15 protein-coding genes are annotated in these 21,236 nt (G+C 39.4%); 10 read left to right on the plus strand and 5 right to left on the minus strand.

What is annotated here, in order from left to right:
* Window positions 1-110 precede the first annotated feature (110 nt).
* A complete protein-coding gene (locus DEP07_RS23125) occupies window positions 111-341 on the minus strand; it encodes a helix-turn-helix domain-containing protein (RefSeq protein WP_287103074.1) in 231 nt (76 codons plus the stop codon).
* A gap of 142 nt (window positions 342-483) precedes the next feature.
* Here DEP07_RS23125 and DEP07_RS23130 point away from each other — a divergent pair, with 142 nt between their 5' ends.
* The 9 genes from DEP07_RS23130 (at window position 484) to DEP07_RS23170 (ending at window position 10,598) form a co-directional block, all read left to right on the plus strand.
* Window positions 484-1,668 (plus strand): AIPR family protein, encoded by a 1,185-nt coding sequence (locus DEP07_RS23130; RefSeq protein WP_287103075.1) that lies wholly within the window; start codon window positions 484-486, stop codon window positions 1,666-1,668.
* 260 nt (window positions 1,669-1,928) lie between these two features.
* On the plus strand, window positions 1,929-3,017 hold the full coding sequence (gene dndB / locus DEP07_RS23135) for a DNA sulfur modification protein DndB (protein WP_287103076.1): 1,089 nt from the start codon (window positions 1,929-1,931) through the stop codon (window positions 3,015-3,017).
* Between the two features lie 7 nt (window positions 3,018-3,024).
* The gene (gene dndC / locus DEP07_RS23140) at window positions 3,025-4,428 is read left to right on the plus strand and encodes a DNA phosphorothioation system sulfurtransferase DndC (protein ID WP_287103078.1); all 1,404 of its coding nucleotides are present in this window, start codon (window positions 3,025-3,027) and stop codon (window positions 4,426-4,428) included.
* On the plus strand, window positions 4,418-6,442 hold the full coding sequence (dndD, locus tag DEP07_RS23145) for a DNA sulfur modification protein DndD (RefSeq protein WP_287103080.1): 2,025 nt from the start codon (window positions 4,418-4,420) through the stop codon (window positions 6,440-6,442). Before dndC ends, dndD (DEP07_RS23145) begins: the two co-directional genes overlap by 11 nt.
* Window positions 6,426-6,812, plus strand: a complete 387-nt coding sequence (gene dndE / locus DEP07_RS23150; protein WP_287103081.1) for a DNA sulfur modification protein DndE — start codon at window positions 6,426-6,428, stop codon at window positions 6,810-6,812. The genes dndD (DEP07_RS23145) and dndE overlap by 17 nt, the downstream gene beginning before the upstream one ends.
* Window positions 6,813-7,940, plus strand: a complete 1,128-nt coding sequence (locus tag DEP07_RS23155) for a cysteine desulfurase family protein (RefSeq protein WP_287103082.1) — start codon at window positions 6,813-6,815, stop codon at window positions 7,938-7,940.
* A 69-nt stretch (window positions 7,941-8,009) separates the two neighbouring features.
* A complete protein-coding gene (locus DEP07_RS23160) occupies window positions 8,010-8,207 on the plus strand; it encodes a hypothetical protein (RefSeq protein WP_287103083.1) in 198 nt (65 codons plus the stop codon).
* The gene (gene dndD / locus DEP07_RS23165; protein WP_287103085.1) at window positions 8,207-10,219 is read left to right on the plus strand and encodes a DNA sulfur modification protein DndD; all 2,013 of its coding nucleotides are present in this window, start codon (window positions 8,207-8,209) and stop codon (window positions 10,217-10,219) included. The genes DEP07_RS23160 and dndD (DEP07_RS23165) overlap by 1 nt, the downstream gene beginning before the upstream one ends.
* A 7-nt stretch (window positions 10,220-10,226) precedes the next feature.
* Window positions 10,227-10,598: a hypothetical protein gene (locus DEP07_RS23170; RefSeq protein ID WP_287103087.1), complete on the plus strand. Its 372-nt coding sequence runs from the start codon at window positions 10,227-10,229 to the stop codon at window positions 10,596-10,598.
* Window positions 10,599-10,625: 27 nt separating this feature from the next.
* Here the strand turns inward: DEP07_RS23170 and dptH are convergent, their stop codons facing one another.
* The 4 genes from dptH to DEP07_RS23190 all read right to left on the minus strand — a co-directional run bounded on the left by dptH (window position 10,626) and on the right by DEP07_RS23190 (window position 20,555).
* Window positions 10,626-15,965, minus strand: coding sequence for a DNA phosphorothioation-dependent restriction protein DptH (gene dptH / locus DEP07_RS23175; RefSeq protein WP_287103089.1), 5,340 nt, complete (start codon window positions 15,963-15,965; stop codon window positions 10,626-10,628).
* A complete protein-coding gene (gene dptG, locus DEP07_RS23180; protein WP_287103090.1) occupies window positions 15,946-17,334 on the minus strand; it encodes a DNA phosphorothioation-dependent restriction protein DptG in 1,389 nt (462 codons plus the stop codon). Before dptG ends, dptH begins: the two co-directional genes overlap by 20 nt.
* Window positions 17,334-19,601 carry a DNA phosphorothioation-dependent restriction protein DptF gene (gene dptF, locus DEP07_RS23185; protein WP_287103091.1) on the minus strand — a complete coding sequence of 756 codons (2,268 nt, stop codon included), beginning with the start codon at window positions 19,599-19,601 and terminating at the stop codon, window positions 17,334-17,336. The genes dptG and dptF overlap by 1 nt, the downstream gene beginning before the upstream one ends.
* Window positions 19,602-20,201: 600 nt before the next feature.
* Window positions 20,202-20,555: a helix-turn-helix domain-containing protein gene (locus DEP07_RS23190; RefSeq protein WP_287103092.1), complete on the minus strand. Its 354-nt coding sequence runs from the start codon at window positions 20,553-20,555 to the stop codon at window positions 20,202-20,204.
* Window positions 20,556-20,739: 184 nt separating this feature from the next.
* On the opposite strand from DEP07_RS23190, the gene DEP07_RS23195 reads away from it, so the two are divergent.
* Window positions 20,740-21,204: a hypothetical protein gene (locus tag DEP07_RS23195; protein ID WP_287103093.1), complete on the plus strand. Its 465-nt coding sequence runs from the start codon at window positions 20,740-20,742 to the stop codon at window positions 21,202-21,204.
* The last annotated feature ends 32 nt before the right edge of the window (window positions 21,205-21,236 follow it).

The following is a 21,236-nucleotide window of genomic DNA, read 5'->3' on the forward strand; positions in this document are numbered from 1 at the left end:
CGTTCCGAAATAATCAGTATATACAAGAGGGTTGCATCATGAGCTCTTTATTTATTTCCTACACCAAGTTTTAAGATGTAAAATCTTTTCTTTACAATTATGCATGAACGCTACAATCCAATTTGATCGAAAAAATCACCTACGCCAATGCCTAGCGCAGTACAGATTTTATGCAACGATGTAACAGTTGCTGCCTTTTCTCCCCGCTCAATCTGCCCTATAAAGTTTGGATGCAGTGATGCCTCTTCAGCTAGTTGCGCTTGAGTTAGTCCGTTCCTATCTCTTTCCCGTCTGATTCCTTCTCCAACTTTTTTCAGAAGTTTAAGATCGTGGTTGTTCAAAAAAATCCCACCCAAAAAAGTTAATACACACTATAGTGTGTTGAATCCGCGATCACAATCATTTACATTCATGTTGTACCACTTACCATGGCTATCGCCGATCCAGCGATCAGCTTATGAAAAAACAATTGGAGGTTTTATTATGGAGAAAGTAAAGTTTAAGGTTGAGAGTTTACGTCGTATCCCAAATCCATACGGTGTTTACGATGAAGACACGCAAAAGAAGGCACCAGAGATGTACATTACTATTGTTGATGTCCAAAATGTGCCTGATGATATCCCAACTAAGACTAACCCACGTGAGCAGAACATGCGTACGAAAGTCGCTTCACGAATTCGCGAGGGACTTACATCAGATAACTCGGCATTTTACCTGCTTAATCGTGGTATGCTTATCTCAGCAAAAGATGTAAAATTTGACAACATCAATTCAGAAATAACAGTTGTCTTCGAAGATGAGATTGTCCACGGCATTGTTGATGGAGGACACACCTATAGAACTATCATTGATAATCGCGATAGTATGGATAAAAACAACAATCAGTATGTAAAACTTGAAATCCTTACAGGGATTGAAGACATCTTTGAAGACGTTGCTGCTGCTCGAAATACCTCTGTACAGGTTCAAGATAAAGCAATTGCTGAGTTGAAAAACAAGTTTGAAATGATCAAGCAAGCAATAATCAATGAACCTTTCAGCAACAATATCGCTTATAAGGAAAATGAAGATAAGGATATTGATGTTGCAGATATCTTGACCGTTTTATACATGTTTAACATTGAAAAGTACCCTGACCGTGACAAGATGCCTACCACTTCGTTTAGCGGGAAACAAGCCTGCATCAAGGCGTATACTGAAGCTTACGATAAAAACGAAGACAACGACCAAGAAAATAACCCTTACTACAAAATGCGAACCATCATGGTGGATTTGTTTAAGTTATACGATTTAATCGAAACAAGTATGGCAAAAAAGTATCGCCAAGTAAATGCCAGTGGAAAATACGGTAGTGTTAAGGGCGTTGAAACAACCGAGGCAAGTTCTAAGTTCTATGGAAACGATATGGACCATCGCTCTCCAAAGGGGTTCATCTATCCAATTCTCGGTGCTTTCCGTGCACTAGTTGGTGAAAAGAATAACGAATACTATTGGAAAGCTAGTCCGTTCGATTACTTTGATGAAATTGGTAAGGATTTGGTCTTTGAAACCGTTGAACGTAGTCGCACATTAGGTAACAATCCGGGTGCAGTAGGTAAAGATAACGGCCACTGGAAGCAACTGTACCAAAATGTACTGACACAATATCTTTTGAATAAGATTGATTGATCATTGATGAGTGCCCTTTGTGGGTACTCTTTTTTTGTAGGTTTTGCTCTTTTAAGCTTTAAATCTAAAAATCTTAAATTATCACATAATAGAAATTGCTTCATAAAAAAATTGATTAAATACAGTAGGTCTTCCCGATAACCTTTTGAAGTTTTTTTATCCAATGGAAGTGTTATACACTTCTCTTCAAATATTGTACTTTTCGACAAAGTGCTATATTATAGCATATGTGAATTACGTACGTAAACAGGGGTGATTACATGGAAGCAACCTTTAGTTACAGCTTTCCAGCACTAAGAGGAATACAAGCCGGAAAAGAATACTTTGTAGTTATGTGTCCACTTAGACTGATTCCAAAAATTTTCCTTTTTGATGAAGAGGAAATTTCACCAGAACATCGTGCTCAGAGAACTCTTAACAAATCGAGAATTCCTGACATTTCAAATTATATCCTAGATAACCCTAGCGATTATGTGTTCTCGTCCCTTACTGCTTCTGTGGATGGAAGCATGGAATTTAAACCTTATACACAAGAGCCACAGTTCCAAGATATAGGTAGACTCTTTATATCACTTGATGCACGCTTCCTAATTAATGATGGTCAACACAGGAGGGCGGCGATTGAAGAAGCACTAAAGACCTCCCCTGAGTTGGGACAAGAAACGATATCTGTTGTATTCTTTCATGATATTGGGCTTATAAAGAGCCAACAGATGTTCGCTGACCTTAATCGTCACGCAGTTAACACTACATCTTCACTCGGCATTCTTTACGAGCATAGAGATCAACTTGCCAATATTACTAAAGAGGTCATCTCGGCGGTCCCCTTAATGGACCGTTATACCGATAAAGAAAAACAATCACTTTCTAAGTTGTCCTCAAAGATATTCGCCCTAAGTAATATCTTCCAAACAAACTCACGTATTCTTAATAAAAAGAAAGGCGAATTTATATCAAATGCGGAGAAACAGTTTTTAGAAGAATTTTGGGCTGAACTGTGTAACTCCATGGTCGAATGGCAGCAAGTATTAAAAAAACAGCTTTCTCCCGCGGAACTTCGGTCGAATTACATAAACGCTCATGGTGTCTTTTTAGAAGCAATCGGAATTGTAGCCAATTATCTCTATAATAATCACCCAACCGACTGGACTGCATATATTTCAAAGCTCTCCTCTATCGATTGGAGCAGAAGTAATGTTGCCTGGTTGGGACGAGCCTTTGGATCAACAGGAAGAATTAATAAAAATAATGATACCATTCAACTGACCGCAAATTTGATCAAAAATTACCTAGGCCTCCCTCTTGGAGAGCAAGAACTACTAGTTGAAGAAAAACTAAAAGTAAGGTGACGAAGCTATGTTATTTGATCTAATAAACAGTAAAGACAGAATTTCAGATAGGATTAATCAAATTCAAGAAATATACCTGGAAGATGACCGCCCGTGGGTTGTTGGTTTTAGTGGTGGAAAAGATTCTTCCGTTGTGGTTCAGTTAGTGTTTCATGCGCTAGCGACCCTCCCATCGGAAAAACGGCATAAAAAAGTCTTCATCATCTCCTCTGATACGCTAGTGGAGACTCCTCTTATTATCTCGTCCATTAACTCTACCCTTTTAAAAATTCAGCAAAAGGCTGTAGAGTTGAATCTTCCCATTGAAACGCATAAGGTAAAACCGCTCATGGAGAAAACATTCTGGTCTTCTCTCATTGGAAAAGGCTATCCTTCTCCCCGCCAAAAATTCCGTTGGTGCACCGATCGGATGAAAATTGATCCAGCGAACAATTTCATCTTGGATAAGGTTTCTCAATTTGGTGAAGTGATAATGGTTTTGGGCGTTCGCGACTCTGAAAGTGCTACACGCGCACAAGTGATGGAATCCCATACGGTGGATGGGAAAATCTTGATGCGTCATTCGAGTCTATCCAACGCCTATGTGTATGCACCCATTCGTGACTTCACATTGGATGATGTATGGAACTTTTTGTTGAGTAACGATGGAAAAACACCCTGGGATACCGATAATTATGAGCTGCATGCACTTTATCAAAACTCTTCCGGTGGGGAATGCCCCCTCATTGTTGATAAAGAGATCAAAGAAAGTGCAGGTTCTTGCGGAAACAGTCGGTTCGGATGCTGGGTTTGCACCGTTGTGAAAGAAGATAAGGCGCTAAAAGGGTTTATCGAGAGTGGTGAGAGTTGGCTCACTCCCCTTTTAGAGTATAGAAATTGGCTATCTGATGTACGTGATAATCGAGAATATCGGGAAAAACATCGGATGAATGGTAGCATTTATTTCGTTGGCGAAGGAGAAGAAAAAGAGTTAGGCCTTGGCCCGTTTACGTTAGAAGCAAGAAAAGAGATATTAAAAAAACTATTAGAAACACAAAAAAGACTCCACAACCCCTACGATGCTGACTACAAACTGATTCAAGAAGAGGAATTAAAAGTGATTCAAAAATATTGGTTTGAAGACGGCGATTGGGATAATAGTGTTCAACAGATCTATCAAGAGGTTATGGGTGAAGACCTAGACTGGGAATCTGACGATCGGCCATTGTTCGAACGGGAACAACTCACAGATTTAGAATTGCTATGTGAAGCCAACGATGTCCCCTTCGACCTCATCAAAAAACTAATTGGGATCGAAAAAAGCTATGTTGGATATAAAGTTCGACGTGGTTTACTGCAAGATTTCGATAAAACGCTCAATCAAGACAAACTACACTATGGGAAAGTAGAAGGTTTTAAAGATGAAGTTTAACCGTTTGCGTTTAACGAATATCGGAGCATTTTATGGCAACTTTGATTTTGATTTGCGTACCTTTCACACAAATCAAAATGTCGTCTTATTTGGCGGAAAAAATGGCGCTGGGAAAACAACCATTCTTGAAAGTATTCGTCTCGCATTGTTTGGCCCCTTGGCCTATGGATATAAGACAGAAAACGCTCCCTATTTCGAGAAAATCTCATCGAAATTAAATTCATATGCGGTAAAAAACCGCGAAAATAAGTATCAAGTCATTCTTGATCTCGAACTGGTTGAAAATCTTCAACGAAATGTCTACGTCCTTCGGAGAAGCTGGCAACTCGAGCGTGACACCATTAAAGAGGATCTGGAAATTATTTGTAACCAAAGAATCCTCTCCAGTCAAGAAAAGGACATTTTCCAAACCAAATTACGCGAGGAAACCCCTCCTCAATTATTAGAACTTTGTTTGTTTGATGGCGAAAAAGTTGCACAAGCCGTTTCTGATGAAGTGTTGTCCAGTTATCTACAAGAAACGGCAAAAGTGATGTTTAATCTTGATCTCTTTGAAAACTTGGAGACAGATTTAAAAACCTATTTAAAACAAGACGCGATCCAAGAGAACTTGTCTAGCGATCAGCAAAAAATCTTAGAGTTAGAAAACACCCTGCAAACGTTACAGGAACAACGTGCACGGATCATGCAGGAACAAGTGGAAATTGAAACAAAAATCGAGGAAAATCAATCTTCACTCGAAAACAGTGAAAAGCAATTTGAGATTCATGGCGGATTACTTAAAGAGCAGCGAGATTCTTTAATCAATCAAATGAATGATATCGAGCAAGAAAGAAGAGCAATGATGGACAAAAATAGAGAATTGATCTCAACCCTTCTCCCCTTTGCTCTTGTGAAAGATATCCTCCACGATGTAAATCGCCAAATGGAAAATGAAACAAAGCTTGAGATCATTGAAGGTCTTAAACAAATGACTCAAGTAAGCGATTTCGAGCACATCATCCAGAATTTAACCCAGAAAGAGTTCATTCTGGCACAGAAGGAAACGGCTGCAGTATCCGAAGCTCTTTACACAGAGTTCCTCGGATTACTTTCTATGGAGTCGTCTGAACCCATTCATCGAGCTTCTTATCAACAAAAGGCCGAAATTGTATCAATCACCAATCAGATCAATCAGTTTGATCCGGAAGAAATTTCCAACAACATCCAAAAAAATGCGGAATTGATCAAAACGGTACAAGAGATTCGGCAGAAAATTAATGAGAATGATGTGACGAGCGAACTTCGTGACCTTCTGGAAAGTATTAATGAAGCAAAGAATCAAAACATCGCATTGCAACACAGAAAAGAACAATTAAACATAAGCCGCTCCGATCTGGAAGAACAGATTCAAGAGGTTTCGAACACCTATCTTAAGTTAAAAGAGAAATTGGTTCATTCCAGAAAAGCAGAAAATATCTTCGCCATCACCAAACGTGTTCTGGATGTGAGTAAAGAATTTCGTCGCCTTCAGATGCAGAAAAAGTTGCAAGACGTGGAGATTGAGGCAGCACGTATGTTGCAACTCTTGTTCCGCAAAGAACTATTTGTTGTCAGGGTATTTATTCATCCAGAAACGTTTCAGCTAAAGCTATTTAACTCAACCAATGAAGAAATTAACAAAGAGAATCTCTCTGCGGGTGAGAAACAATTACTACTCTTATCGACGATTTGGGCCATGGCCCATTGTTCAAGAAGGCGCCTTCCCTTCGTCTTTGATACGTTACTGGGTCGACTTGACCAAACGCATAAGAAAAGTATCATTGAACATTTGATTCCTCGTTGCGGTGACCAAGTCATTATTCTTGCGACTGACTCGGAAATTGATGAAGAGCATTACAAAATCATTCGACCTGCTGTTGTATCAACCTTTACGATTGAATACAACACCCAAAAATCATCCGTTGATGTGAGCAAACATTTCTTTACTTTCTCGAATGCTTTGGAGGACAATAGCCATGCAATTTCGTCTTAAAACATCGAAAGCAACAGCAGATCGGTTAAAAGATCTACAGAACGCTACAGGTTTAACGCCGAATATCTTGGCTAGGTTTGCCGTCGCATTATCGCTGAAAGAGCCCCAACCCGTTAGTCCTATCGTGAAGGATGTAAGCGGACTCGAATTCAATCGAAATACATTGACAGGAAGTTATGATTTTGTTTTTAAAGCGTTGATCGCCCAACGTGAAAAAAGAGAAATATCAGATGAAGAGTACTTTCCCGTTCTGTTTAATGCACATCTTGAGCGTGGATGTAAGCTACTTGAAAACGAATACCAATATGCTGGCAATAGTACGAAGCTGATTACAAACCTTCTTGACAAAATACCAGGGGGCAGCGAATAAATGATCTATTTTGATAATAGTGCAACCACCCCCGTTCATCCGGAAGTATTCGATGCAATGCTTCCGTTTTTTAAAGAAGAATACGGAAATCCCTCAAGTAAATATTACTCGTTAGCAGAAAATGCAAAAAAAGCGGTAGAAGAAGCGCGCTTTCACATTGCCCAGTTACTTCAATGCGATTCCGATGAGGTCGTTTTCACAAGTGGAGCAACGGAAAGTAACAACATGGTACTGAAAGGTTATCTAGACACGCGTACTAGCGTGCGTCTTATCACCACGAAAACGGAACACCCTTCCGTTCTCGATACGGCTCAATTTCTCGAATCTCATGGTGCCAAAGTCCATTACCTACATGTAGATTCCGATGGCTATTGTGATGTAGAACAGTTAGATCAAATATTACAATCTGATAATCACCTGAAAACATTGGTCAGTGTTGTTTGGGGAAATAACGAGATTGGAACGCTAAACGACCTTACGACCATTAGCCGTATTTGTGCAAGGCAAGGTGTATCTCTTCATACAGATGCTACCCAAGTGGCTGGTAAAGTAGAAATAAACCTATCGTCCCAAGCTATTTCGTTTTTATCTTTCTCTTCTCATAAAATACATGGTCCAAAAGGCATAGGAGCATGTATTATTAAGAAAGATGCACTGGGTATTCGAACAAAACTTACACCTCTGTTGCACGGTGGCGGACAAGAATCTGGGTATCGAAGTGGCACATTAAATGTTCATAACATCGTTGGGTTTGGAAAAGCGGCTGAAATAGCGAAACGCGATCTCCGAAACACGATGAAACATCTAGCCGATCTCGAACAATATCTCTTGCAAAAATTACATGCGAAATTAAGTGGATTGACTCATTTGAATTCTCGGGCAGCTGCAAAAATACCTGGAATCGTAAATCTTCGCTTCGAAGGTGTAAACAACGAACTCCTCGTGAAGAAACTAGCTGACCACTTTGCCATATCGACAGGATCTGCTTGCAGCTCGAGTAAACCATCTCATGTTCTTCAAAGCATTGGTTTAACCCTGGATCAAGTGCGTTCTTCTGTTCGGATCTCGCTATCTCGTTTTAATACGCGAGATGAAATCGATCTCTTTATTGACACATTGACCCGATAATACATTCAGGGGGACTCCCCTCCCCCTTCCCTTTCTATAACAGACTACTTACGATTTGGGGTGATCACAATGAATAAGTTTAAAGAGAAAGAGTTACAACTTCTTTCTACGCTTTGTAGTGAGAATAAGATACCAACAAAGTTAGCATATGAAATCATTAAATCGGCCGTAAAATTTTCATATGAAAATCTTTCCCCAAATGCAAGAAAAAAAGAGTACTTTGACTTAATCGATTTCTACTCCAAGAAAAACCAAGGTGATAAATAGTGTTATTAAAAAAGTTGCTATTTGATAACTATAAAACCTATTATGGCTGCCAAGAAATTGACTTTTATATCCCAAAACAAATACGAGAAGACCAAGGAAAAAACATTATTTTGCTTGGTGGATTAAACGGCGCAGGAAAAACAACGATTCTCAAAGCCATCCATTATTCGTTATTTGGTAAGAGAGGGATCTCCGAAGAAGAACATAAAAAGCTATTCTCAAACGTGATTAACAATGTATTCTTCGATGAGGGTGGTAGAAGCTGTTCCGTTACTCTCATTTTAGAAACAGATAATGGCGAAGAATGGGAACTAAAGACGCAATGGAGCTTTGATCACAATAAACGTTGCATTAACGAAAGTCGAGAAATTACGATTCGCAAACCCGGTGTAAAAATTGGGAAACAGGCTCATATTGACAATATAGAGGCATTCAATCGGTTCATTGATAAAATGATTCCTTTTCACGCAGCTCCTTTTTTTATCTTTGATGGTGAAGAGATCAAAGATATTATTATTCGACAAGATAGCAGTGAAATGAAAGAAGCGATTCATAAAATTACAGGGCTAGAAGCCTACAAGCAACTACTTAGCGATTTAAGCTCTATGAAAAGTTCCTTGGAACAAAATCTAGCCAAAGCAGTCAATCAAGAAAAGTTGAAGAATGTTCAAGAAGAACTGGCTGCTACGGAGCAAGAAATGCAGACACTTGAAAAGAGAAAATCAGAGTCCATCGTAGAGAAGAATAAACTGGAAGCTCTCATTCATGAAGCGAAAACAAGTCGTAATGAGAAAATTGCAAATAACTCTAAGTCGAGAGAAGTCATCATTAAGAAACAGGCTCAGCTCTCTACTCAATATCAGATCGAAACAGAAGAGTTCGTTACATTGTTTAAAGAAAATGTCTTATCGATTATCTTATCAGAGAAAATTGTTGCCCTGAAAAAACGCCTAAAAACGGAACATGATTCCAAACAAAGACGCATTATCCAAGACTCTGCCTTAGTTCCTTATCGAAATTTTATTAACCAATTGTTTGACACCCCTATTTCTCCTCCACTGTCAGATGTTCAATTATCGCAAATTAAAAGTATGGGAGAAGAAATTTGGGCGAAGGAAAACAATATTACTTTGGAAGTTAGTAACATTGAGGAAATTCATGATATTACACAATCCGAGTATACTTATCTGATGAATCTCCCCGTCCAAGATCAGCACAGAATCGTATCTTCCATAAATAAAATCGAAAAGCTTTCTACACAATTATCGGACATCGAACAAGAACTACGTAACGCTCCAGAGTCTGTCGATATCACGGAAGAAAACCAAAAAATTGATACGTTAACGAAGAAATTAGGAGAAATCGATTTAAAACTCCGAAACATTCAAGCAAAATTAAATCGATCCAAAGAAACAAAAACGAACCTTTTAAACCAGTTGACACGAGTCTCTGACCAAAATAATGATTACGTAGATCTTACGAGCCGATTAGAGTATGTTGATCGATTGATTAAAACGATCAATCAATATGTAAGCGAGATGACTCATTTAAAGGCTGTCTTTATTAAAGAAGAATTTGCTTCCATGCTGAATCAATTATTCCGAAAACAAGATGAGTTTGGCGTCATTGAATTTGACATTCAAACGTATAGCATTAAACTCTACAATGATAAGCTTCAAGAAATCAGTATCCAGGAACGTTCAGCTGGTGAAATGCAAATGATAGCTTCTTCGCTTATTTGGGCGTTAACCAAAGCGTCTGACCTTTCATTACCCATGGTGATTGACACGCCTCTTGGACGTCTTGATAGCTATCACCGGAATCACCTTATCAACTATTACTATAAAGAACTTAGTGAGCAAGTCATCATTCTATCAACTGACACAGAAATTAGCCAAGATTACGTTGATTTGATGAAAAACTCCTCACATCGTCAGTATCTGCTTGATTATGATCAAAATCGAAAATATACGATTATTCGTGACGGTTACTTTGATTTCGTAAAGGTGTGAAATAACGATGGCGACTAGAAGAATGTCTCTCTCTGGAACCGGCAAAGAAATTCTAGATAAACTGACAGAAGCATTGGAAACTGATCGTCCAACGGCCATAAAAATCGCGCTTGCAAAAGGCATTTCAAAAGCTTCCGGCCGGGTTAACGAAGATTTAAAGGATCATTTACCGAAGTGGACGATCCCCGATCATCTCATCAAAGAACGTGAGTTTTTATTATTTCGTCAGCTCATTGTAAACGAAGCGCAAAGTGGTCTTGATGAAGATCTCTTGCACCAATATATGCTCGAGTATATTGAATTTGGATTGCGTATGATTAAGAAGCAATTAGAAGAACAGACTTCGATGGAAGATTTCCGGCTTCTCATCCTCCAATAAAAAAGGTGTCCCCATGGGACACCTTTTTTAGATTCGTTCAGATAGGGATGTAATATCAACCATGGTGACAACAGGTTTGCTCAGTTCGCCATCATCTTTTCGAATCGGACCATGCACAATGCACTGACCTTTTTTCAAGGAAGAAAGTTTATTTTCCCATAGTTTGCGATCTGCCGGAGTATTGGATAAACCAGCCGCAACATAAGAGACTTCCTGTTCTGGCTGAGCAAAATACACTTTCTGGGATGCATTTTGTAAACGAGCGAGTTCGTCTGCTGATAATTGTGATTTAAGGAATTGCGTTGCATACCAAGCAGACAATCCAAATTTTCGCCCTTCGGTAAGAATCCTGGAGGAAGGCGATTTCTCCGAATGATCGAGGTTCTGCGCCTCATCCATAATGATAGGAATCGGTTTGTTTTTGTTCCCGAACCTTACCGCGTAATTCCATAGATCCCATAAGACGAATTCTGTAATAATCAGTTGCACATCTCTAGGATAACCTGTTAACTGAATGACAAACACTGTGCCCTTACTTTCAACAATATCTTGCCAATTTAGGGGATCCTTGTTACTAAACGGATTTCGATCGATCAAGGGTCGAATTTGCGATAGTGCCGTTTTTGCGTATGTGGATGCGTCTTCTTCGAGAATTTCACGAAGCAGAGGGAGACTCATTTCATCTTGATATCGATCAAGACCAGTGAGAATCGCATCATAGATGGCATTAAGCTGTTGAATTCCCAACGTCTTGTAAACAGCTGCAAAGACACTTTTTATTCTCTCTGCAACGTCTGTATTGGATTCAGGAAGCGTGATTCCTCCGATGTCCCGAACATTTTTCAAAAATGGATTAATCGGTAACTGTTCGGTAAAAACAATCTGTTGCTGCAATTGGGGACCTAGCGCTTGTACGAATTCTTCTTCTAACTGATTCGGTAAAAAGCCTTCCGTGTAGTCGATCACGATGCTGGAGATCCCCTGTTTCGCTTTTTCCAGGAGCAAGCATTGCATAAAGTATGTTTTCCCCTGACCAGAGCTACCTGAAATCAATAAATGGCGATTCGCAATCCCTTTGTTACCATACTCCCAGTAGATATTCTTATTGGAATTCTCTGCTCTTCCAATCAATATTCTGGTATCCTCGAGAGCGCCCATTCCCGCTTCTACTAGGGGCGTAACAGGGGAATACGTTAAAGGCAGACTTTCCACCTCATCCTCTTTCTCCTCCATTACCTCCGCTGCACCATCATTACCGGGTTCTGTCACCTCAGGTATATGCCGCTCCCTGTCTTTATCCGTCTCCCCTGCCCCCTGATCGGGTTCCATTTGACTTACCGGATCTTCAACTTCAAGTAAAATGGTTTTCTCTATTACAGACGTGTCGATAGGGTTTTCTGCGACCATTTCTTCTTCAGATCCTTGCTCATGATCAACCGGCAGTACCAACATCGATTCCTGATGAATAACATTCTTACCATTGTATCTGTTGGAGAGGAGTTGCTCTTTAACAAGATCGCCTTCTTTGTTCTGAATCCACTCCCTCATATCCTCCATGGACTGAATCAAGCCACTATAACCGTCATATTCAGTCAGATTCAGATTAGTGACCCCATCCTCAAGGTGAGAACTGCGGTGAAAGGCATCTCTCTGGAAAGAGAGGATCGCACCATCACCGATAAATGGATGGAGATGGGTACCAAGAGTAAACTGATCTTTTAATAACTTTTCGAAAACAACTTCTGTGAGCTCATAATTTTTCGATTCCCAAAATTGACTTTGCTTGAGTTTATTCGCATTCGAAATAAACAACTGGGCAAAGAAATTCCGATAGAATCTTCTTGTAAAGGCCTTTTCATTGGGGTCTCCCAATGCATTCATGATTAACTTTTTGGTACTACTCACTTGTTTCTTTGCTTTATCCAATATTTCGTTTCGATTAAAACCGATTTTCACTTCGACGGGGTAAAAGTGCATAAATAATTGTTGATCGCGTTGCTCTAAGCCAATAAGTAATAAGTCATCACTGTGACTTCCTTTTACTCCAAGATTCTTGGCAGTAAACACACCCTCTGATTTATTTAAGCTAACAGCCCCCGCTACTCGTAAAATCTCTTCTAACGAAATTGGTACCCACAAAATTTTCGGATGATCAAAATAAGCCAAACTAAATTTAATGGCCGAGATGATGCTTAATTTTTCTTTCGAATAATGTCCTTTACTGCCAATAATCCGAAGCAGCCATTCACCATTAAAGGTATTAAATGCTTTGATGGTGTTTTTGACTTTTCCCTCATCACTGCTTACCTCTTTCTTTTTGAGGAACTCTTTAATGACAGAGAAGTATTGCTGCGATTTATCGGTGACCGTAATTGCGTCGTATCGACTCGATGAAGAATATTGATCATTATAATGAATAACGACCAAATTCTTCCCGTATTCATTAAAGAATTCAAGGTCGATACTTGGATCCACAAAGGTGACCCAGTATGAAGAGGAGAAAATGGACTCCAGGACTTTCTCATCCGCCGTTGTTGTTCGAGAGAAGATCGCCTCTCCTTTTCGGTACGTATCATTCCCTTCATTCCGGAGGTTTGCACTCAACTCATTAAAGTAATACGCCATCTGTACCAACAAATTCTTTTCATCCAGCGAATAGGCTTTGATTCCAAAACCACTCCGATAATTTTCTTTTCCTTTCATCGAAGGGACATTAGAGAATAGGCCATCAAGTGAAATCCCCGTAACCATGTCTGCCATCGGTTGTACAGCAAATTGTTCCTGAGCATGCATCTTATAAAACGAAATGTGGGCGTACTTATAATTATCTTGTGTCTGTTGTTTATAGTAAGAAAGATGGGCCCGAATCGTTCTCAGAAGATCTTGCGGCTCATAGTATTTGGATGACAATTTGATATTAAACTTCGATTGGAAATCCTCGATCGAATCGGTTCTGGAAAACAAATCGAAAGCACTATCATAATTGTTTTCCCGATACAACGTGATCTCCACAGTCTTTACAGAATCAATGCCTTTGTTCTCGATTTTATTGAGAATCCAGTTCACGATTCCTCGTAAGACTTCATAATCATTTTCAATGTTAATTAAATTGATTTGTAATGGCGCTTTGGACTGCTCACTGAACAAATAGCCAAAATGCTCTTCAAACTGGGCAATTTTATCCTCAATGAGTTTGGCCAAATATCGATTGGCATCCGAAACGGTTACTAGATTGACAGGCTTGAAAATCAACCATTCTGTAACAGCACTTTGATTGTCTGGTTTATAGAGTTGTTCCTTGCCCAGATTAATCAAAGGAATTAAACTATCCGGTTTTAAGCGATTCAGGATATTATTATCGATCTCTTCATTTGACAATAGCGTATATAATTGAATCTGAAATGCCACAAGAAGCGGATGGAAGGGACTAAAGTAAATGATCTGGTTGGCAGAGACAACGCCCAACTTAAAGAGATCGCGGCCCCGTTTTCCCGCTGCTTCATTTTCATCAAATGATTTTATCTCGTTCATATAGGAACTAACGTATTCCTTCGCTCGTTGCATCAAATCTTCATTGTAATGACAGAGGCTTGGAATATTTCTCTTTATGCGAAAGTAATTCATAAAACGACTGTAAGCATCCTTCAGCTCACTACTTAAATCAAGATCCACCTCGACTAACATCTCAGACTCGACTTCAGCACACTTCATGCCTTTCTCGATCCAGTCCTGCTCCCAATCAAAAAACTGTTTGTCTTCCGCGTTCAAATAAAACTCTCGATTACCGAAAATCAATCGATTGTGTACACGTTCAAAATCTAAGCCATTCTCTCTTTTTAATTTCGAGATCCTCTGACTTGTAATAGGAATAGACTCCGGAGTTTCGTTTTTTAGTAAAACGGGGATGATGGCTTTCGTCTCTTCCACTTGAAAATTAATTAACAACTCTTCCTCGTCGTTAAAGGCATCTGGTTGAGGTTTGGCAATGATTTTTTCCTGCATACCAAATCGAACAAACTGACCGTACTCAATTACATCCATGCTTTTCTCGTTCAAGCCGGATCCGATTGTGATTTCATTTTGGTCAGTTTGTAGCCCGATATATCGATCACTTGGTTCAACGACATAGCTCGTCTTATAGGAATCTAAAACATGCTCTTCAATTGGTACCACCGCAATATGATATTCCGCACCAAGACCCGATTTCTTTTCATGTCTGTAAGAGAACTTCACAAAGGTCGTTTCATTTGCTCTGGCTGTAATTTTCGCAGTGAGATTAATACGTCCGACGTCAACAGCCACGTCTTTCTTGCATGCATTGGGTACGGTCACGTATTGGTCCGATAAACTTTTAATCCCACCTTGAAACGTGAATGCAATCGTCAATTCGATTTCACTCTTGTGGTCTGGATTAAAAATAATCAAATGTCGTTTTCGATGCCCCGCCGCTGTTTCTTTATGCGGTTTATCCCAATATTTCATCCCACCCTTGATAACGAGTTCTTTGACATCTACGGATGTTTTTTTATTGATTTCCTGTCTTTCTTCGTAATACTTATTGACTTCAGAGAAGCTTAGATCCGACCAGTCTTCTCCTTTTAATTTTGACGTTCCCGTGGAAGAAAACTTTCTGTCCAGCTCGTCATCTTCATAGCCAAAATCATGGACCTTCCGAACATAGTCAAACAACTCCCGATTTAACTCCATTCGCTTCTTCAGGCTACTCCCCGAAAACGTTGCTAAATCGGGATCTTTAAACAAACCAAATTTTTTAAAGTCTTTATCCTCAATATATCCTCTTGACAGAGTCGTAAATATTTCCTCAAAATCAAAGAACGTAATCTGTTGAAACATTTGTTCTTGCAGAATCATTTGCATGTTGTCGAGAAGGATAATTTGATCGACTTTATCCAACGCGCTATCTTCAATTTCTTGTTTTAATTTCTTAACGATGGAATGCGGATGTAGAGGCATACCATCTTTTTGCAAGTCGCTACTTCCACCTTGGATTGAATCCAGTTGTTCGGAAACCACAGTAAACAATGCTGTATTTCGCCAAACATTCTGTTGTTCCCCCACTTGGTTTCGGAGAGTCACCAGAAAGTCTGGTTTCACGGTTTCAGAGGTATTCGCAATAATGAGCTGCACATCGTTGATTTCAATAGAAAACGTGATATAGGGATCGCCAAACTCGTGTTTGTAAATAAACTGTTTGACATTTTCTTGGTTCTGCAAGGACTCGACGAGGCTTTGAACATCTTCAGGTTTATCCAATTGCAGATAATACCGGTCTCCCGGCTTAATTTGCGTGCCTTTGAAAAAAGACAGTAACGATTCTGTAATATAATCATAGAATTGGTTTGACATACTGTGCATCACCACTATCACTTTTTTTATCCAAGATGTTTAAAGAGTCGAAGAGCTCAATAATCGCTTTTTTGGAATGGCGGTCGAAAGCCACACCCCGTACAGACATTTCATCGAACAGTTTATTTAGTGGAATTCTTTTATCTTTTACACAGACTGCAGTAAGTAAGAGAAGCAGATCATGATTCATATTGAATACCGTTCCCAAATTCCCGCGATTTTTCAGAAAGACTTGTCCGCCTAAATCCTCAATGTTTTTCCCATATTTTTCCCATGCATCAGGATGCATCCCCTGTTTAATGCTATCAAATAACGTCCGAAATGCTGCAGATAAAGTATCGGGCTCCTCTTTTTCCGTAACTCTTTTCGGAAAGAGTTCTCGATATTTCTGAATCCATTCCTTTAATTCACGTAGATACTGTTGTTCGCTTTCTTCACCCTGCTTTTCTAAAAGCACCAATAAATCATGGTAGGTATGAAATCTGATGTTTTTGTTTTCGCCATCCTCGATATGACTTAATTGTGACATGGTATGCACATGAACAAAGAGGTCACTTGCTTTTTCTTTGATCCATCGAAACGAATCAAAGTCTTCTGCTGCTTTCCTTCTTTTGCTCATCGATTCCCATTCAAGAGCGAAGTAAAACGGAGAGGCTGTTTGATAATTTGCTTTTGTAAACGCATCGAATTTTGCTATTACCTGGCAAACATACATAAAAATATAAAAGTGCGTAAGCAACGGAAAGTTCGATAAGAAATACTCTTTATGTTTACTCATGTACAAGAGGTCGTCTTGGTACAGTTTCGTAAACCCAACAAACAACGGCTGATATTCCTTATCTTGGCCCCCTTCTCTTCTGGGTAGCTCCAATTTGCTCAGAATCAGTTCGGTTAAGATATCATTCGTTTCTTTCGTTTGAAACAAGGCTTCAATCTCTTCATTATCTTGAATTAAGATATTGTGAATAAAGTGACCATACTTCTTTAAAACATCCTTCTCCGGTACGGAGATCAGATTGTACAAATAGGGATGCGTGATTTTGATTTGATTATCCTGCCCGAACAAATGTTGATTTAAAAATCGCACTAAATCATATTCATCACCCGGTGAATATTCAATTTCACGCAAGATTTGATCGATAACCGGATTCGACGTATAGGAAAGTTCATCCTCAGATTTTTTCTTCTTCCGCTTAAATTCGAGTCCACAAATATTCCTAGTTAACTCGCCTAATACCTCAAAAAATTGATCTCGAACTTCTTTTGAGGGTTTCGTTGAAAATGGTAAAACTGCAATGACATCTCCAGTGTCATGCTTTCCCTTGCCCAAGTGACGGATCAGTTTGTCGATCTGCAAAATTGTACCCATCATGAATTCTCCCTTTCAAAAACAAAAGAAGCAAAATCATCTCGCCGTAAGTGATAAAAACGAGCATCGGACGGGAAATGGACCAACAATTCATTGTTTTTGTCACCGAAATGCATCATTTTGTCGATAAACTCAACAAACTTGGTCGCATCTTCTTCGTCCTTTTTGTTTGGACAATACCCTTGTCGCACCCGCTCCAATAGTTGAAACAATGGATAGTCAATATCTAAATACGCTTTGCTCTCCCCATCACCCTTGGTATAACAGACCTGAAGCGTTGACTTAAATGATTGGAGCACATCTTTCTGAACGGATTTCAAGTGATCAATGACAGGCTTTACACTTAGCTTCTGGGCTATTCTGTACGTCTCATTTGGTTTATTAAGGTAAACGTAGTCTCTTTTGGGGCTGCCTTTCCATTTAAACACAGCATCTTTTACATTGTCATAGACATCCCGAATGGAACTTCTGTTTCCCGTATTGAACCCATACAAATGCTTCATATATGTTGTAAAAGAATAATCTTCTACATAGCTAGCGAAAGTGGGGTTCGTTAAAAAAGCGAGCCGAATGATGCTCTCCGATAATTGGGTGACCGTAAAATCTGATAATTCGTCCTCTTGAAGAAATGGCGCAAGCCACTCTTTTCCTTTTGGAGAGGATACATATTCATCAATGTTTTTAAACCCTTCATTCATCGTATTTAGATGAATAATAATATTGTCGATGTATTGGGAACGAATGTGAATGGGATCCAAATCGAAAATCGATTTTAGGATCGGAGACCGTTCCTTCTTTGTAAAAAGGAGGCTAGGAACAGAACATTGGATCTGTTCCATGTTTGTAAGTTCATCACTTTTACTATTCTGATCGGGCATTACAATATCTGCGATAAAGTTCAGGAATGCTCTTGTGGAAATCACATTTTTCGCCTTGATGATGGCTTGTATAATCAGATTGACGACTTGCTCTTGAACAAAATCTGCTTGCATAAATTCGTAGTTATCGTGCGCCATTGTACGGTTGTTGGATGCAAGATCCTTCGTGTAGGCAAGATAAAACGGATTTTCTTCCGTTTTACCAAAGATTTTATTCAGCAGGGATAAGTAAAAGTGGGATGTAGCCCCTTCGTTCGTAAGTTCGTATTCATGATAGTCCCCAAAACTAATGAGATCAAAATACTCTGAACTGAAGGATATAGTCACGTTTTGGCTAAACAGCATGCTATCATCAATAAACTTACGAAACGTGTCAAAAGTGGCATTCTGATGCTCGGTTGTAATGAAATTATGCAAGACACCCATATTAATCGCGAGGATAACTTTTTTGGGGGTTTGACCGATACCCTGATCAGAGAAGTCATGTAGTACTTCCGCCAATGTCTCCATTGCATTTTTACTTGGAGAAAAACTCTCAGTTGCATCATTGAAAATTTGATAACCTTCTAACAATTCAGGTTTATGTTCTTTTAAATAAGCAAGTAAGTGCGATTTCCCGTCCCCTACACTTCCACAGAGTAAGATCAAATTCGGTTTTGAAATCCCTTTGTTTTTCTGTAATATTCTCTCAAAATCCAGCTGAATTTTTCTTTCTACATGCAAATACTTTTTAAAATTACTGAAAGTATTCGCATTTTCGATCGCTTCTTTCGAAGAATCTTGAAGTCTTCTGAGCTGTCTTGCTAAATAACTCTCGCCCGGTGAGAGGTCCTGTGGGAGCTCATTTAGGAGTGATTTTGGCACTATTTGATCTTCATTCTCATACCCTTTTGCTACCTCTTCCCGATTTACTAAATCGTTCATGATCTGTTTTTTAATTTCCTCGATGTCAATAGTCGCGTTTTTGGCGGGTTTCGGGTGTTCGTACAAAGGAATACGTAATTGTTCCTTCGAGTACACTTCATAAAACCAAATCGCGATGTTGTACATCGTTTTATGTAGTTTAAATGCCTCTGTTATATCATTGAAGGCTCCATTGTGAGCGGCTTTATTACCAGTGATTCGAATGGTATCAAACGCCAATTGAATCTCCGGCTTAATAAAACCCTCCTTTGACAGAAAGGAAATCTTGTCATAGAAGGTAGAACCATAGGGTACAGCAATATTTTCTTGTTTGAATACCTCACTGAGGATCTCTTCTGCAAAAAGCCTTGATTTTATGATGGCACTACTCGGGTCTTCATAGATGAGCTCTTCCATCTTCTTTGCAGATTGTGCTGCCACAACACTGATATGCTCAATAAAGCTCAAAAAGTATTTGTCAGGCATTTTATCATCTCCGACTTTCGAACTATTATTCCTGATTTTATCATAATTTTTCATTCATTTGGACCTTACTTGTTTTTGTTCCTGATATCATACCTCCCCCCCCCCCNNTACTCTTTCTCGAGTAAGAGTTTTTTATTTTCGAAACAACCCAGTTTTTGGGCCTATATTATATTCATGAATAATTGAAAGGAGTTGAATCCATGTTGTTACCAAATCTGCCAATTAAGACAATGGGAGGAAAAATGTTCTGGGAAACCCTTGACAGGAGGAATGGATGGAAATTGCAGCAAAACCTTCTCACTGGGCATTTCCGTATTCTCGATCAGGAAAATGTGAGACAAGCGTGGGGACTTGAGGAGAGTAGGATTAAGCATGCGTTTCGTAAATTCACTGAATATCATTGTTAGTAGACCTAATATTAGGAGTTCCCCAAACATCTTAAGCTTAACAATGAAGGTTTTACCCTCAAGTACCCAAGCGTTTTTAGGTGATTCTTGTTCTCCATCCTACTTTAATCACAGGAACAAGTTTGGTCCAAGACAATTCTTCTCGGCAACTTCCTCAATTCAAAAACAAGCGGAAGTGAGTAAAAAAATTGACTCACTTCCGCTTTTCTACTTCCCAAGCAAAAACCATTTTTATGAATGACAAGACAAGAGCACGGTCAGTAACTGGGCGTTCTGACAGTATCGCCACAATTTGTCCAAGTTCCGAATGAGCGTATAACGGGTCTATCGAATGGAACAACTGCTCCAAGGGAATCTGCAAGCTACGCGAGATTTTTTGTAGGCTTTCAATCGTTAAGTTCTTTTCGCCACGCTCAATCTGTCCAATGTAGTTGGGGTGCAGACCGGAACGCTCTCCAAGCTGCTCCTGACTCAATCCCTTGTCCAAACGAAGAACACGAATCCGATCTCCTAATTCTTTCGCCAACTGTTTGGTACTCGCTTCCATTCAGCCCACCTCCACTCAAGCGTACAAGAGGTGGTTTTTGTTTTACACACACTATAAATGCTAATTGACTACTATATAACATTCACAGATAATATAGGAAGAATTTACTTATCCCGATGATATCTTCTATGATTCGACAGTCATAATCTGAGTGCTGACCTAGTAGGAAAGGATGAAAGAGGCAATGAAATTAGGAAAGACCATAACGAGTGGATTCAATAAGCTCTTCGCCGTCTTGTCTGCCGTAGGGTTGTTTATCGCTGCTCTATGGATGATCTCTGCCTGGTTAGGATTTGATATTGAAAGTGCCATAGACAAAAAACTCAGGCCAGAAAACGTCTACATTGAATCGGTCAAAGGTGGCTCACTTCAGCAATACACGCAAGAGCCTTTAGGGAAAGTGCTCGATACAGTATTTACAGATACCAAATGGTCGTACCACGAGGCAGATGGAAAACACTTTGTCCAATTTGACGGGTTGCACTACACGGCAGAGGGCAATAACGTGGCAAAAATTACATTTGAGGTCAAAGAGGGTGACAACTTTGAGGTGTCTTCCATAGCAGTGGACGGTAGAGAATTCTTTGAATTTGAATTCGTTCCATTCATGAATATCGTCTTCAATGAGTACCAGGGTATAGGCATATAATACAATCATTGAAAAACGCAACCCACTGAAGA

Source organism: Brevibacillus sp. (assembly GCF_003521185.1).
Taxonomy (GTDB): Bacteria; Bacillota; Bacilli; order Brevibacillales; family Brevibacillaceae; genus Brevibacillus; species Brevibacillus parabrevis.